The 14587-nt window shown below is 60.0% G+C and carries 13 protein-coding genes and 1 pseudogene; 10 read left to right on the top strand and 4 right to left on the bottom strand.

Annotated features, from left to right (window positions below; genetic code table 11):
- Positions 1-5: 5 nt before the first annotated feature.
- Positions 6-491, bottom strand: coding sequence for a YHS domain-containing (seleno)protein (locus tag K328_RS0110700; RefSeq protein WP_028465974.1), 486 nt, complete (start codon positions 489-491; stop codon positions 6-8).
- Positions 492-595: 104 nt separating this feature from the next.
- Complete coding sequence (locus K328_RS0110695; protein ID WP_028465973.1) at positions 596-1942, bottom strand: TldD/PmbA family protein; 1347 nt, start codon at positions 1940-1942, stop codon at positions 596-598.
- Between the two features lie 189 nt (positions 1943-2131).
- Here K328_RS0110695 and K328_RS23505 point away from each other — a divergent pair, with 189 nt between their 5' ends.
- Positions 2132-2686, top strand: coding sequence for a hypothetical protein (locus K328_RS23505; protein WP_051284787.1), 555 nt, complete (start codon positions 2132-2134; stop codon positions 2684-2686).
- A gap of 9 nt (positions 2687-2695) precedes the next feature.
- Here the strand turns inward: K328_RS23505 and K328_RS0110685 are convergent, their stop codons facing one another.
- The gene (locus K328_RS0110685) at positions 2696-4204 is read right to left on the bottom strand and encodes a UbiD family decarboxylase (RefSeq protein WP_028465972.1); all 1509 of its coding nucleotides are present in this window, start codon (positions 4202-4204) and stop codon (positions 2696-2698) included.
- A gap of 164 nt (positions 4205-4368) precedes the next feature.
- On the opposite strand from K328_RS0110685, the gene K328_RS0110680 reads away from it, so the two are divergent.
- From K328_RS0110680 to K328_RS26360, 6 genes and pseudogenes are all read left to right on the top strand, one after another.
- Positions 4369-4743, top strand: coding sequence for a DUF4170 domain-containing protein (locus K328_RS0110680; protein ID WP_036553867.1), 375 nt, complete (start codon positions 4369-4371; stop codon positions 4741-4743).
- A gap of 5 nt (positions 4744-4748) precedes the next feature.
- Complete coding sequence (locus K328_RS0110675) at positions 4749-5171, top strand: hypothetical protein (protein WP_028465970.1); 423 nt, start codon at positions 4749-4751, stop codon at positions 5169-5171.
- A gap of 79 nt (positions 5172-5250) precedes the next feature.
- Positions 5251-5688: a hypothetical protein gene (locus K328_RS0110670; RefSeq protein WP_028465969.1), complete on the top strand. Its 438-nt coding sequence runs from the start codon at positions 5251-5253 to the stop codon at positions 5686-5688.
- 232 nt (positions 5689-5920) lie between these two features.
- Entirely contained in the window at positions 5921-6991 is a 1071-nt protein-coding gene (locus tag K328_RS0110665; RefSeq protein WP_028465968.1) for a phytanoyl-CoA dioxygenase family protein, read from the top strand.
- Between the two features lie 51 nt (positions 6992-7042).
- On the top strand, positions 7043-7798 hold the full coding sequence (locus K328_RS0110660; RefSeq protein ID WP_028465967.1) for a class I SAM-dependent methyltransferase: 756 nt from the start codon (positions 7043-7045) through the stop codon (positions 7796-7798).
- 229 nt (positions 7799-8027) lie between these two features.
- Positions 8028-8186: pseudogene (locus tag K328_RS26360) on the top strand (glycine--tRNA ligase subunit alpha); the annotation flags it as partial.
- Positions 8187-8248: 62 nt separating this feature from the next.
- Here the strand turns inward: K328_RS26360 and K328_RS26865 are convergent.
- Positions 8249-8746 (bottom strand): hypothetical protein, encoded by a 498-nt coding sequence (locus tag K328_RS26865; protein ID WP_169721198.1) that lies wholly within the window; start codon positions 8744-8746, stop codon positions 8249-8251.
- Between the two features lie 93 nt (positions 8747-8839).
- Between K328_RS26865 and K328_RS0110645 the strand changes: the two genes are divergently transcribed.
- Genes K328_RS0110645 through ppdK form a run of 3 tightly spaced genes read left to right on the top strand, consistent with a single transcriptional unit; the run spans position 8840 to position 14508 of the window.
- A complete protein-coding gene (locus K328_RS0110645; RefSeq protein WP_028465965.1) occupies positions 8840-9766 on the top strand; it encodes a glycine--tRNA ligase subunit alpha in 927 nt (308 codons plus the stop codon).
- Entirely contained in the window at positions 9759-11825 is a 2067-nt protein-coding gene (glyS, locus tag K328_RS0110640; protein WP_028465964.1) for a glycine--tRNA ligase subunit beta, read from the top strand. Before K328_RS0110645 ends, glyS begins: the two co-directional genes overlap by 8 nt.
- Positions 11826-11835: 10 nt before the next feature.
- On the top strand, positions 11836-14508 hold the full coding sequence (ppdK, locus tag K328_RS0110635) for a pyruvate, phosphate dikinase (protein ID WP_028465963.1): 2673 nt from the start codon (positions 11836-11838) through the stop codon (positions 14506-14508).
- The last annotated feature ends 79 nt before the right edge of the window (positions 14509-14587 follow it).

Here is a 14587-nt window from a genome sequence, read left to right as displayed (position 1 = left end):
GGAGGTTAGCCACCGCTAAGCTCCGACCAGTTCTCTTCCGCCTGACGGATATAGCCGTCGGGGTTTCGGTGCCAGAGCTCCTGCACCCGTTCGTTGCGGCTGAGATAAAGGCGGCCGTCGATGATGTCGAAGACCGTCGGGTCTGCGCCATACAGCTTGCCTTTGGCGAGGGCAAAGGTGCTGTGGCCACCGAATTGAGGCATATAGCGATTGGGATCCTGCAGGAACTGGTGGCGATTGTCGGCGTTTTTGAAAAGAAACCGTATACCGTCGAATTCAACGGCATACGTTTCGTCCCCATGGACGGCGGCATAGTCTGTGAAATAGGCAACCGGATCGTATCCGCCGATGGCGAGGCCCCGGTGTGCGCTGATTGTCGGGTCGATCAAATTCATTTCGGACGCGTCTGTCGGGTCGCGGGACACTGCAGCAGCCAGTCCAACAGCGACAAGCACAAGGAACAGGCGCGGCAAGCTACGTTTGCAGCTCATCTTCGGACTCCATAGGAAATTTCTCGATTGGGCCTGATCTGGGGTGGCCCAATCGTAATTGCCAGAGTTTTCGAGTCACGAATTAGTGAAAGAAACCGAAAGGCCTATGCGTTCGATCCGGCAAGGGTTAGGCCATCGACGCGAATGGTCGGCGCGTCGGTGCCGTATTTGAATGTCAGATCGTTTGCTGGCGTCATGTTCCGGAAGATTTCCGTGAGGTGCCCTGCAACGGTAATTTCGGATACCGGATAGGCCAGCTCGCCGTTCTCGATCCAGAAGCCGCCTGCGCCCCGGCTGTAATCTCCGGTCACGGTGCTGACGCTGGAGCCCATCATGTCGGTGATGTAGAGACCGGTGCCAACCGATTTGATCAGGTCCTCGGGGCTTGTATCGCCCGGCTCCAGATAAAGGTTCGTGACTGACGGGCTCGGCGGTCCGCCGACGCCGCGTGAGGCGTGCCCATTGCTCTCCAGCCCGAGCTGCCGCGCCGTCGACAGATCGAGGATCCAGGAGGCGAGACGACCATCTTCCACGATCATCTGCTTTTCGGTCGGCAGACCCTCGGCGTCGAACGGGCGGGAGCGGAAGCCCCTGTCGCGCAGCGGGTCGTCGACGATACGGATGCTATCGGCGAAGATCTGCTCGCCCATCTTGTCTTTCAGGAAACTCGTGCCCCGCGCGATCGACACGCCATTGATGGCGGAGGAGAGGTGTCCGAGCAGCGAGCGGCTGACCCGCGGGTCGAAGATCACCGGAACACGCTGCGACGACGGGCGCTGCGGGTTCAGACGGCGGATCGTCCGTTCGCCTGCCCGGCGACCGATCTCGGCGGCATCCTCAAGATCCGCGAAAAAGACCTTGGCGGTATAATCGTAGTCCCGCTCCATGCCCTGACCTTCGCCTGCGAGCATGACGGCGGAGACGGAGAAGCTGGAGCGCTGATATTGACCTGAAAATCCGTTGCTTGCCGCGAAGGCAACTTCGGTGGTGCTCCAGCCGGCGTCCCCGCCTTCCGAATTGGTAATGCCCTTGACTGCGAGACCGGCTTCTTCGGCGGCGGCCGCCAGATTTGTAAGGTCTTCGGCAGATGGCTCATACGGATCGAACATTTCTATTTCAGGGCTGGTGCCGGCGATCTGGCTGGCGTCGGCAATCCCGGCAAAAGGATCTTCCGGCGCAACCTTGGCCATGGCAACTGCCCGCTCGACAAGTTCGTTGAGAGCGTCGGGCCTTGTATCGGAGCCGGAGACCGAAGCCTGCTGTTTCCCGACCAGAACGCGCAGACCGATATCGTTGCCTTCGGCGCGTTCGACCGCTTCCGGTTTACCCAAACGCTGGGAGACGGAAAGCGAGCGCCCGGTAAGATAAATGGCGTCCGCCGTCTCGGCGCCGGCCTTTCGGGCCTTGGCGATCAGGCTGTCCAGCAGGTCTAGTCCGCCGATATCTGACATGTCTTTTCCGTCTCCGTCACAGAACCGATTGAGACATAGGGCGGATCGGCGGCGCACGCAACCGAGGGCCGGTCCGGGATTGCGGTTTGGCGGCTCAGGATTGCGGTTCGAATGTGGCGAAACCCGTCCTGTTCCCGTCAAAGCCGACCGCTAAACCATGCTCACCCCACTGTTGAGAAGGAGGAACCGATGAAACGGATTCTCACAGCTTTTGCCGTCTCCGTCATGCTGATCCCGGCCACTGCCGAAGCGGCCGCCGCCCAGATGTTCCAACTCTATGACGGCGTTGACGCTGTCCGTGACCAGATCGATACCCGTGACGGGTTCGAGCGCAGTCTAGCCGCCGAATACCGTCGCTTTGCGCTCTATGAGGCGGATGATATGGCGGACTGGATCGATGCCGAGCATTTCGCGGAAAAGACCCTCGCATCCGCCCGGGGCGAAACCGTGCCGCCCGAAGATCTTGCCGACTGGAAACTCGGCGAGGCTCAGCGTCCGGCACTGCAATCGTCCCGGGACCGATTGATTTCGGCCTTTGACCGGGATTCCCGGATTTTGGCGCCGCATGCCTCTGCCCGTGCCCAGGCCCAGTTCGACTGCTGGGTCGAGCAGGCGGAGGAAGGGCACCAGACAGACGATATCGCCGCCTGCCGCACCGGCTTCCTGAACGCCATGCTTGAAGTCGACGCGGCGCTGGACGCCTGGGACAATGCGCGGATCGAGCGGGACTACCCGGCGAAGTAGAGCGCCGGACTATTTCCAGATCGGTTTGCCGCTGCCCGGCAGTCCGAGCGAGGACCATTTCCGGTCGACCAGATCGATGATGTCCTGGTCCATCCGGATTTCCTCGCCCCATTCCCGCTTGGTCTCGGGTGGCCATTTGTTGGTGGCGTCGAGACCGATCTTGCCGCCGAGACCGGATTCCGGGCTGGCGAAATCGAGATAGTCGATCGGCGTGTTCTCGATCATCGTCACGTCCCGGACCGGGTCCATCCGGGTCGATATCGCCCACATGACATCCTTCCAGTCGCGGGCGTTGATGTCGTCGTCCACGATGATCAGCCATTTCGTGTACATGAACTGCCTGAGATAGGACCAGGCGCCCATCATCACCCGCTTGGCATGGCCCGGATAAGCCTTCTTCATGGAGATGACCGCGATCCGGTAGGAGCAGCCTTCCGGCGGCAGCCAGAAATCCACGATCTCGGGGAATTGCTGCTGGATCAGCGGGATGAAGACCTCGTTCAATCCCTCGCCGAGCACCGACGGCTCGTCCGGTGGGCGGCCGGTGAAGGTGGTCAGGTAAATCGGGTCGCGCCGCATGGTAATGGCGGAGACGTTGAAGACCGGGAATTGCTCGACCGAATTATAGTAGCCGGTGTGGTCGCCATAGGGACCCTCGTCGCCATACTCTTCGAGCGAGACATAGCCTTCGATGACGATTTCGGCTTCGGCAGGCACTTTCAGCGGCACCGTCTTGCAATCGACCAGATCGACTTTCTTGCCGCGCAGTAATCCGGCGAACTGGTACTCGCTGAGCGTATCCGGCACCGGCGTCACGGCGGCGAGGATCGTGCCCGGGTCGGCGCCGATCACCACGGCAGCGGGCAGCGGCTCCGGCTTCTCGTTCTTCCAGCGCTGATAATGCTGGGCGCCGCCGCGATGCTTCAGCCAGCGCATCAGGGTCTTGTCCTTGCCCAGCACCTGCATGCGGTAGATGCCAAGATTGAAATCGTCTTCCTTGCGCTGGCCAGGCCCTTTCGTGACCACCAGCGGCCAGGTGATCAGTGGCGCGGGCTCACCCGGCCAGCAGCTCTGGATCGGCAGGCAGGAGAGATCGATGTCGTCTCCTTCCATGATCACGTCCTGGCAGGGGCCGTAGCCGACCGTGCGCGGCTTCATCGCCATCACGGTTTTCAGCAACGGCAGCATGTCCAGCGCCTCTCGCCATCCGCCTGGCGGTTCCGGCTGGCGGAGGAAGGCCAGGGTCTCGCCGACCTCGCGGAGCTGGTCCGGCTCCCGGTCCATACCCCAGGCGACCCGTTCCACCGTGCCGAACAGATTGGCCAGCGCGGGCATGTCGTACTTTTTCCCGTCCGGTCCGATGACATTCTCGAACAGCACCGCCGGGCCACCCTCAGCCAGCAGGCGGGTCTGGATCTCCGTCATTTCCAGGACGGGCGAGATCGGCTCGCTGACCCGGACCAGTCGTCCCTTGCTCTCAAGCTGGGCCATGAAGTCGCGCAGGGAAGAAAAGGGCATGAAAGCACTCCGTCGGTTCTGTGCGTCTTGCAGACGCGTCGTCAGATATAACCGGGAGGCAGGGCCGCGACCAGCGGCGAGCGTCGTGAGTATGGTGCACTGCGATTGATAGCGCTGGTCTGTCGCGGTATACCAGACTCACAAATATGGCACGGAGTTTTGTCATGGCCTTTTGGGTAATTGGCGGCGAATACACGGACACCTCCTTCACGCATATCAAGGGCGGTGACGCGGAGACCAAGATCGGTCCTTTCCCGGACTATGAAACGGCGAAATCCGTTTGGGGAAAGCTGGCCTGGGAGCATGTGGACGACGCCCACACCCGCTACCGGATCTGGGACGATGGCTCGGAGCAGTTCTGGGTTGTCGGCGGAACCTACAAGTCGACGGATTTCAGCGAGACGGTGGATGGCTCTCCCGAGAACCGGGTGGGGCCTTTCACATCCTACGAGGAAGCCAAGGCCGAATGGCAGAAGCGGGCTTGGGAAAGCGTTGATGACGCCCATACCCGCTATCGGATCGAAAAAGTCAGTGGGTAACGCACGTGCCCGATTATGCCCCTCACGGGAATTACGAAATCTGGCTGGATCCGGAACACGACCGAGTGATCCGTGTTGCCGCGTCAGGTTTCGTCAATCTTGAGATGCTGCGCCTCCACAATCACCGCGCGAACGAAATCGTGGAGGGCTTCAAAGGCGGCCCTTACGTCATGATCTGCAACTTCAATGGCGGCATGGTGATGACCCCCGAGGCCGAGGATGCCTGGATCACCAGTGCCGTCGGCCGCGTCGCCCGAGGGTGGGCTGGAGTCGCCTTTTTCTTTGATAGCGAGGCCGAGTTCAAGACGCTGGTGCGGGCGCAGGTAACGCGCGTTCTCGATGCGATCGGGGTGCCATGGCAAGAAGTGGAAGATGAAGGCGACGCAATGATCCGGGCTCTGGAAATGCTCGAAAAGACATATGGTTGATGATCTTCAGAATGGTGGTGTTTCTTAACCGTTTTCTGTCCAGAACCTATCGTAATGGAAAACGACGGGAGCTTTTGTTATGCCTGCCTTCGCGCGTCATGGTGAATATACTCTCGAGATTGATGGAAACATTATCAAACTTGTTGCTTCCGGCGCGGTAAACAGGGAAACCATCGAAGTATATGTGCGGGAGGTTGGCTCTCTGGTCGAGGCTTTTGCAGGAGCCCCGTTTGCTATGTATTCGGTCTACGATCAGCATGTAATTCTCACTCCAGAGGCTGAAGCGCTGCTGGCGCGGAGCATTACTGAGCGTGTTGAGAAGGGGCTGTGTGCGTCCGCACTCAATCTCGTCAATTCAGATCACCGTCTCATTATCTCTGCACAGATTGGCGGCTTGTACAACAAAGCGGGTGTGCCCTGGTGCACGGTCGACAGTTACGAGGCGGCCAAACCGTGGCTTGAGGCTAGGATCGCAGAGGCTGGGTTTAGGGGTGAGAAACTAGCTCGACAAGAATAACAAGCTGTCCCGGTTCAGAGCGCTGTTGCTGGGTGAGACTCCGCCAGTGGGGATCAGGCCGGGACTGGCGCCAGCTGGCTTGGGCGGCTCGTGACGGGCTGGGGTTTATCTCGGACTAGGGAGGTGCTTCTTTGCTTTATGCGCGCAGCGGACCCTTCTAGTATTCCGAAGTAGTTAATCGATGCTCCGCGCTTGGAACTTGCCTGCAGCGGAGCGCAGAAGGTTTATTTCGATGAATGAGAAGCAGAAAAATCAGCAAGATCCAAGCGATGATATCGTATTGAAGCGAATATATGCTGGCGAGCGGGCGATCTTTCCGGATGAGACGATCCCGGAATGGCATGCCGGGCTTTTGACTCATCTTCAGCGCTCAAACGACCGTTACCTGAAGCAGGAGCTATCGAAGATACTGGCTCAGCACACCCGCTGGTATACCCGGAACCTGTCACGCGCCGAAATATCCTCTTCACAATCAGGAGAAGCGCTTCTGCAATCTCTCAGAAGCAATGGCTTCGCGAAAGCAGCACTTCCCAAGCCGGTGACGGACGCTCTGAGGCATTCCGCGGAGAGTGCGCCATTTGGCGCTGCGAAGGATCCAGACTCTATCATGGACCTGAACGAAGTACTGACCAATCCCGGCTGGACGTCCTATTCGACGACTTATGCGAACAAAGCAGGCGCAGCCAATATCCTAGCCTATCCTGCGGTGGCCAAGCTCGCGACCAATCCCGGGTTTTTGGGGGTTGTGGAGCAATATCTCGGTGCGTTGCCATATGTCGGCGGCTTCGAGTTCACATTGAACATTGCGGGAAATGGTGAAGACGTTGCTTCAGGGGATTGGCATTCGGACAAGGATTCCATCGCGTTCATGAAGATGTTCGTCTACCTCTCGGATGTAGGGAACGACAACGGTCCGCACGGATTTGTCCCCGGAAGCCAGACAGCCGAGGGAATCTCTGAGGCCGCAAACAAATCCGGAGTTTTCACCGAGGCACAAAAGAAAGCACTGGTGAACATCCAGCGGTGGGATGACTGGGCTGTGGAAAAGGTCTTTCCGGACAGGGCCGTTTTTTTCGGGGGACCTGCCGGCACAGTCATCCTTGAAGATACCCGGGGGCTTCACCGGGCGACAAAGCTGGGAACGGGGCATCGGTTGATGTTGACGATTCAGTGGTGCCTTGATCTGTCCACGCTGGACCAGCCGGACAGAATTGCTTTTGAAGATTTGCCTGACGAACTCAAGCCGGGCTCGCCCTTGGACGAGGCGCGTTTCCGTCATCTGTTTCATAGGTATCTGAAATAGTGGCCTTTATCTCGGTCTAATTACCCAGCTAACCCCGAATGGGAAGAACTCGTGACTTACAAAATTGTGCATGTTGAAGATCGTCAGGCGTTTAAATACCCGGGCCTCAGTCTAGTCGGGGGCGAGCAACAGCTCTTTGACAACATGGTGGCATCAGATTTCGCGGGATGGGAGCAGTTTTATGACGTGCGTCAGAGCGCCATTCTCAAGGGACAACCTAGGTTGTTCGATGGCGCGGATCGCTCTCCTGAACTCGGTTTTTTGAAGAAAGATTTTGGCCTGAAGCCGGAACATAGATATCTCGATTACGGGTGCGCAACAGTCGCGTCTGGTCAGCATGTCATCAAGTACCTCAACGAATCATGCTACGTCGGCATGGATATCTCCGAGGCAGCGATCGAGATAGGAGCCCAGCGTGTCAATCTACCCCGGCTGGCTGAAAAAAAACCAAATTTGTATCATATAAAAAATGGTGTTTTCCCAAGATTACCGGAGAATTCATTTGATATTGCGGTGGCGCTTTCCGTATTCACGCATTGTCCGCCTGAAGTCATGATGAAAATAATCCGATATGTTCATTCATTGTTGCGAAAAGGTGGCGTTTTTATTGCGTCATTTACGGATGCCGGTGACGATATTGTGTTTCAAGGAGTTCATAATTTCTATTATCCTGGGAAATTTCTGATTGATATTTGTGATAAAATGAAAATTTCAGCTTCGATCGAAAAAGACACTATGTGGGACGAGTCTCGGCGTACCGCCCGATTATTGGGGATGCCCAAGAACCTTGTTATTAGGAAGCCCTGACGAATCCGCTGGGGGAAACATATTGGTTTTCAGGGGTTTCGGAACCCGTGACCTCAATTTTACGACATGAGGCAGCGCAATGCGGGCGCTCTTGGTCGGTTTCCGGACACCGCTTGTTCCGGTCATTTTTTTGTCTTTGCAGGGATCTGCGCACTCACCGCTTGCCGTGGTGGCGGAGCTTCCATTACTTTGCTGCACCGCGAAATCCTAAAAATGCGAGCGAACTGCTATGTCGATATTCGGTGAAGCGGTTCCGCGAATCGATTTCCAGTCCCTCATTCTTACCTTGCAGAGCTATTGGGCGAGCAAGGGATGCGTGATCCTGCAGCCTTACGATATGGAAATCGGCGCGGGTACGTTCCGCCCGGCGACGACCCTGTGCTCGCTCGTCGTCTGGTAGGCCGCACTCGGCGGCTATTCGATCGGCAAGATCCAGAAAATGCATGTGATTCATCTTCGATCAACCAATTCGATTGAATGTTCCGAAGGGGCCCGGTTCGTTCCAGCAAGAGGAGCGGAACAGTGACATAATTCGAGCCACATGGTGACTTTTCCATCAGGTGCGGCGCAGGAATCATGCATATGCGGGTCGCGGGTGCGACTAATATCGAGCAGATCGATCAGATCGGTGCCGAAGTCGACCGATTTCTGGACGGGAATGGTGAGCGTCCTTGCGGCATTCTGGTTGAGCTCGGGGATCACGCCATCATGACGAATGACGCAACGGCGCGATGCAATGAGCTGATAATAGGACATATGGAACGCGGGCTTTGCGCTGCGGCGTTCGTTGTGCACTCCACGGAGTTCCGGGAATTCATCATCGAACAGATCCGCAAATTCTACGATTCGGTCGGTTTGCGCTGGGAGCGTTTCGATGATGCAGCAGACGCAAGGAGATGGCTCGAGGAACAGATTGCCGACATCTAATCCTATCGCTTCCGGTCCCATCTACTAAATCTGCAAAACTCCCGCTTGCCCGGGCCATGACGGTTCCATTACGTTGCCGCACTGCAAAACTTTCGAGCAAGCGAGCCATACCCGATGTCGAGTTCGGCCGAATCCGCGCCGCGGACGGATTTTCAGTCTCTCATTCTCACCTTGCAGAGCTATTGGGCGAGCAAGGGATGCGTGATCCTGCAGCCTTATGACATGGAAGTCGGCGCGGGTACGTTCCACCCGGCGACGACCCTGCGTTCGCTCGGTCCGGACGATATCTGGAAGGCGGCTTATGTGCAGCCCTCGCGCCGTCCGACAGATGGCCGCTATGGCGAGAACCCGAACCGCCTCCAGCATTATTACCAGTTCCAGGCGCTGATCAAACCGTCTCCGGCGGACAGCCAGGAGCTTTATCTCGGCTCCCTGAAAGCCATCGGCCTCGATCCGATGAAGCACGATATCCGTTTCGTCGAGGATGACTGGGAAAGCCCGACGCTGGGCGCCTGGGGGCTTGGCTGGGAGATCTGGTGCGACGGTATGGAAATCTCCCAGTACACCTACTTCCAGCAGGTCGGCGGCATCGATTGCGATCCGGTTCCGCTGGAGCTGACCTACGGGCTGGAGCGCATTGCGACCTATATCCAAGGCGTCGATTCGATCTTCGAGCTCGACTGGGACGGCGTGCCGAAGGAAGAGGGCGGCAAGACCTACGCCGATATCTTCCAGCAGGCCGAGCGTGAATTCTCCACCTGGAACTTCGAGATCGCCGGAACGGATGCCCTGTTCCAGCACTTCAAGGACGCCGAAGCCGAGTGCGAGCGCATTCTAGCTGACGAGCGGCCGTTGCCGCTGCCGGCATATGATCAGTGCATGAAGGCCAGCCATACCTTCAACCTTCTGGATGCGCGCGGGGTGATCAGCGTGACCGAACGGCAGGCCTATATCGGCCGGGTCCGGGCGCTGGCAAAGCGCTGTTGCGAGCGGTGGGTCGAGGCCGGTAAGGCCGAGAGCACGGAGGCGGCCAATGTCTGAGTTGCTCGTCGAACTCTTCAGTGAGGAAATTCCGGCCCGGATGCAGAAGAAGGCGGCGGACGACCTGCTCTCCCTGCTGACCCAGAAGCTGAAGAAAGCCGGTCTGGAATACAGCTCCGCCACCGCGCATGTCACGCCACGCCGCCTGATCGCCGTGATCGACGGTCTGCCGGACAAGCAGCCGGACACCAGTGAGGAACGCCGTGGCCCGAAAGCCGATGCGCCGGAGAAAGCCCTGGCGGGTTTCCTCGGGTCCGTCGGCCTGACGCTGGACCAGTGCGAGAAGCGGGAAACCCCGAAAGGGACGTTCCTCTATGCCGTGGTCGAAACCAAGGGCGCGGAAACCCGTGCCGTGCTGCCGGGCATTCTTGCCGAGGCGGTGAAGGAACTGGCCTGGCCGAAAAGCATGCGCTGGGGCCGTCATGCCTTCCGCTGGGTGCGCCCGATGCATGGCGTGCTGGCGGTGTTCGGCGGTGAGACGCTGGATGGCGCTGTCGATCTCGGCGGCGGCGCGCTGACTTTCACGAACCAGACGCGCGGCCATCGCTTCCTGGCGCCTGATGCCGTTGTGGTCAGCGACTTCGCGGACTATCAGGCGAAGCTGCGTGCGGCTTTCGTCATTATCGACCGGGAAGAGCGCAAGCGCATCATCGAGGAAGGCGCAGCCGCGCTCGCCAAGGCCGAAGGTCTGACGGTGAAGCCGGATCAGGGTCTGCTGGAAGAGGTTTGCGGGCTGGTCGAATGGCCGGTGCCGATCATGGGCTGGATCGACGATGCCTTCATGGACGTACCGGCGGAAGCGCTGGTGACTTCCATGCGCAGCCACCAGAAATATTTCTCCGCCGAGCATGCCGACGGCACGCTGGCCAGCCGCTTCATTACCGTTTCCAACATGGCGGCGGACCCGGAACGGGATGCGACCATCCGGGCCGGGAACGAGAAGGTTCTGCGCGCCCGCTTGTCGGACGCAAAATTCTTCTGGGATCAGGACCGGGCGGTGAAGCTGGAAAGCCGGACAGGCAAGTTGTCCGACATCCTGTTCTACCAGAAGCTTGGCACTGTCGCCGACAAGGCCGGGCGGCTGGAAGCGCTGGCGGAATGGCTCGCGGCGTATGTGCCGGGTGCCGATGCCGGCAAGGCGAAGCGCGCGGCGACGCTCTGCAAGGCGGACCTTGTCACCGAGATGGTTGGCGAGTTTCCGGAGCTGCAGGGCATCATGGGCCGCTATTACGCATTGCATGACGGCGAGGCACCGGAAGTGGCCGATGCCATCGCCGATCACTACGCGCCGCAGGGCCCGAACGACCGGTGCCCGACTGCGCCTGAGAGCATCGCTGTCGCGCTCGCGGACAAGCTGGATACGCTTGCCGGGTTCTTTGCCATCGATGAAAAACCAACCGGCTCCAAGGATCCGTTCGCCCTGCGCCGTGCAGCGCTCGGGGTCATCCGTCTGATCGTCGAGAACAAGCTGCGGCTGCCGCTGGGCGATGCTTTTACGAAGGCTGCCGGGCTCTATCCGGGGCTTGGTGCACCGGACGGTCTTCTCGATTTCTTTGCCGACCGCCTGAAGGTTCATTTGCGCGAAGGCGGTGTGCGGCACGATCTGGTGTCCGCAGTTTTCGCGCTTGGCGGCGAGGACGATCTGGTCCGCCTGCTTGCTCGTGTGACGGCATTGCAGTCCGTGCTTTCCACCGATGACGGCGCCAACCTTCTGGCGGGCGTTCGCCGGGCGGGCAACATTGTGCGGGCGGAGGAAAAGAAGGACGGTGCGACCCATGACGGCGCCACCGACGACGCTCTGCTTGCGCAGGACGAGGAGAAGGCGCTTTCACAAGCCCTGATTGTGGCCGAAGATGGAGCCGACAAGGCGCTTGCCGGTGAGGATTTCGAAGCGGCCATGGCGGCTCTTGCAGGGCTGCGCGGACCGGTCGATGCCTTCTTCGACAAGGTGACGGTCAATGTCGATGATCCGGCGGTGCGCCGGAACCGCCTCGCGCTGTTGGCGCGGGTTGGGTCGGCTGCGCACAGGATCGCGGATTTCTCGAAGATAGAGGCCTGACGGCGGCGCGATGGAGAAGTGGATCTACACATTCGGCGGGGGAGCGGCAGAAGGCTCCGCCGGTATGGAAGATCTGCTTGGCTCCAAGGGCGCCAATCTCGCCGAGATGAGTGCTATCGGGCTGCCCGTGCCGCCCGGTTTTACCATCACCACCGATGTCTGCGGTTATTATCACAGCCATGACGGCACTTTCCCGGACACGCTGGACGCGTCGGTCCGGGAAGGGCTCGCGCAGCTGGAAAAAGCACGGGGCGCCCGGTTTGGCGATCCGGAAAACCCGCTGCTCGTCTCCGTGCGCTCCGGCGGTGCTGCATCGATGCCCGGGATGATGGATACGGTACTCAATCTCGGCCTCAACGATGCCGTGGTCGAGGGGCTGGCCCGGAAATCCGATGACCGCCGCTTTGCTTACGATTGCTACCGCCGTTTCATCAACATGTACGGCGAGGTCGTGCTCGACGTGGACGGTTTCCTGTTCGAGGAGGCCGCCGACGAGATCAAGGAAGACCACGGCGCGGATTTCGATCGCGACCTTACCGCCGATGCCTTTGCCGAGATGGCGGTACGCTTCAAGCAGATCGTCGAGGACGAGTCCGGTGAGTGCTTCCCGGAAGATCCTTTCGAACAGCTCTGGGGGGCGATCGGCGGGGTCATCCGGTCCTGGAACAACCAGCGTGCGGTGATCTACCGCTCCCTCCACGATATTCCGGACGAAACCGGTACCGCCGTCACCGTGCAGGCCATGGTGTTTGGCAATCTCGGCCAGGAGAGTGTCACCGGCGTTGCCTTCACCCGCAATCCCTCTACCGGGGTGAAAGAGCCGTACGGCGAATATCTGCCCAATGCCCAGGGCGAGGATGTGGTCGCAGGGTTGCGCACGCCGTTGCCGCTCGTGGAAAGCGCTATGCATGGCGCGGCGGAGGATGCGGAGGCGCTTTCCGCTCATGCGCCGGGCCTGTTCGACAAATTGCAGACACTCTGCGATCGGCTGGAACGTCATTATGGCGATGTGCAGGACATCGAATTCACAGCCGAGGACGGGGAGCTGTTTCTGCTGCAGACCCGGTCCGCCAAGCGCACCGTCGAGGCCGGTCTGAAGATTGCCGTCGATATGGAACGGGAAGGTCTGATATCGCGCCAGGATGCTGTCATGCGGGTCAATCCGGACAATCTTGACAGCCTGCTCTACCCGTCCGTCGATCCCTCCTCGGGGGCGGAGCCGATTGCCCGCGGCCTGCCTGCCTCGCCGGGGGCGGCAAGCGGTATCGCAGTGTTTGATCCGGACGACGCCGTTAGCCGGTCCCGCGACGGCGAGGACGTTATTCTCGTCCGCAAGGAAACCAGCCCGAACGACATTCACGGCATGCACGCCGCAGTTGGCATCGTCACCGCGCGCGGCGGACTGACCAGCCATGCCGCGGTGGTGGCGCGCGGTATGGGCCGACCTTGTATATGCGGGGCCAGTTCGGTCCGGATCGATGCCGAGGGCACCTGCTTTACCGTTGGAGACGTGACCGTTCGGGATGGCGACGCGATTACTCTCGACGGTACTGGCGGCGGCATCTATCTCGGCCGTATTCCGACCGTTGAGCCGCAGCTTCCGGAAGATCTGAAGACGCTGGTGTCCTGGGCCGACGAGATCCGCAAGCTCGACGTGCGCGCCAATGTCGAGACCATGGAGGATGCCAGGGCCGCCCATGCTTTCGGGGCGGATGGCATCGGGCTGGTCAGCACGGAGCATACCTTCTTTGCGCCGTCGCGGATCATGACCGTGCGGGAGCTGACCCTGGCCCGGAACGAGAAGGAGCGACGCCCGTCGCTTGACCGGTTGTTCCCGTTGCAGCGTGCGGATTTCACCAAGCTGTTCCGCGAGTTGCGCGGCTTCCCTGTCGCGGTGCGCCTGCTCGATCCGCCGCTTGACGAAGTGTTGCCGGAGAGCGACGCGGATTATCAGGAAACGGCGGAGGCTCTCGGCCTGCCGGTCGAGGCCGTGCGCAAGCGTGTCGCGGCGGTGCGTCAGATCGTGCCGGTGCTGGGACATCGCGGTTGCCGGCTGGCGATCTCCTATCCGGAAATCACCGACATGCAGGTCCGCGCCATGTTCGTGGCCGCGAGCGACGTGCTGAAGGAGTTTGGCGATACGGTAACGCTGGAAATCACTGTGCCGCTGGTCGTCGGCAAGCGGGAGTTCGATTTCGTCCGGATCATCGTCGACCGGGTGGCGGCGGAAGTCGAGCAGGAGACCGGCTGCACCATCAGCTATCGGGTCGGTACCCTGATCGAGCTGCCCCGCGCCGCCCTGCGCGCCGGTGAGATCGCCAAGAGCGCGGACTTCTTCAGCTTCGGCACGGACGATCTGACACGCACTGTCTTCGGCATGTCACGCGACGATGCCGACGCGTTCCTGACCACCTACATGAATAATTCCGTGGTCGATCTCGACCCCTTCGTCACCCTCGATATCGAGGGAGTCGGCGAGCTGGTCCGGATCGCGACCGAGCGCGGCCGGGCGGAGAATCCGCAATTGCTGATCGGTATCTGCGGCGAGCATGGCGGCGATGCCAAGACTGTCCGCTTTTGCCACTCCATTGGGCTCGACTACGTGTCTTGTGCCCCGAACCGCTTGCCGGTGGCCCGCATTGCGGCGGCGCAGGCGACGATCGAGCAGGCAACAGTTTCCTGACGAAATGCTTATGTCTCCGGGACTGTTAGCCGGCTGGTAGCGCTGACGCGCAGCCCTGTTGCGTTGACGCCGGAGTGTA

It is taken from the genome of Nisaea denitrificans DSM 18348, from assembly GCF_000426505.1.
Lineage (GTDB): Bacteria > Pseudomonadota > Alphaproteobacteria > Thalassobaculales > Thalassobaculaceae > Nisaea > Nisaea denitrificans.
This window is presented reverse-complemented; position numbering and strand designations above follow the sequence as displayed.

Bases quoted from the DNA above. Each gene is read 5' to 3' on its own strand.
- K328_RS0110700 (WP_028465974.1), bottom strand. From the start codon at position 491: ATGAGCTGCAAACGTAGCTTGCCGCGCCTGTTCCTTGTGCTTGTCGCT.
- K328_RS0110695 (WP_028465973.1), bottom strand. From the start codon at position 1,942: ATGTCAGATATCGGCGGACTAGACCTGCTGGACAGCCTGATCGCCAAG.
- K328_RS23505 (WP_051284787.1), top strand. From the start codon at position 2,132: ATGAAACGGATTCTCACAGCTTTTGCCGTCTCCGTCATGCTGATCCCG.
- K328_RS0110685 (WP_028465972.1), bottom strand. From the start codon at position 4,204: ATGCCCTTTTCTTCCCTGCGCGACTTCATGGCCCAGCTTGAGAGCAAG.
- K328_RS0110680 (WP_036553867.1), top strand. From the start codon at position 4,369: ATGGCCTTTTGGGTAATTGGCGGCGAATACACGGACACCTCCTTCACG.
- K328_RS0110670 (WP_028465969.1), top strand. From the start codon at position 5,251: ATGCCTGCCTTCGCGCGTCATGGTGAATATACTCTCGAGATTGATGGA.
- K328_RS0110665 (WP_028465968.1), top strand. From the start codon at position 5,921: ATGAATGAGAAGCAGAAAAATCAGCAAGATCCAAGCGATGATATCGTA.
- K328_RS26865 (WP_169721198.1), bottom strand. From the start codon at position 8,746: ATGGGACCGGAAGCGATAGGATTAGATGTCGGCAATCTGTTCCTCGAG.
- K328_RS0110645 (WP_028465965.1), top strand. From the start codon at position 8,840: ATGTCGAGTTCGGCCGAATCCGCGCCGCGGACGGATTTTCAGTCTCTC.
- glyS (WP_028465964.1), top strand. From the start codon at position 9,759: ATGTCTGAGTTGCTCGTCGAACTCTTCAGTGAGGAAATTCCGGCCCGG.
- ppdK (WP_028465963.1), top strand. From the start codon at position 11,836: ATGGAGAAGTGGATCTACACATTCGGCGGGGGAGCGGCAGAAGGCTCC.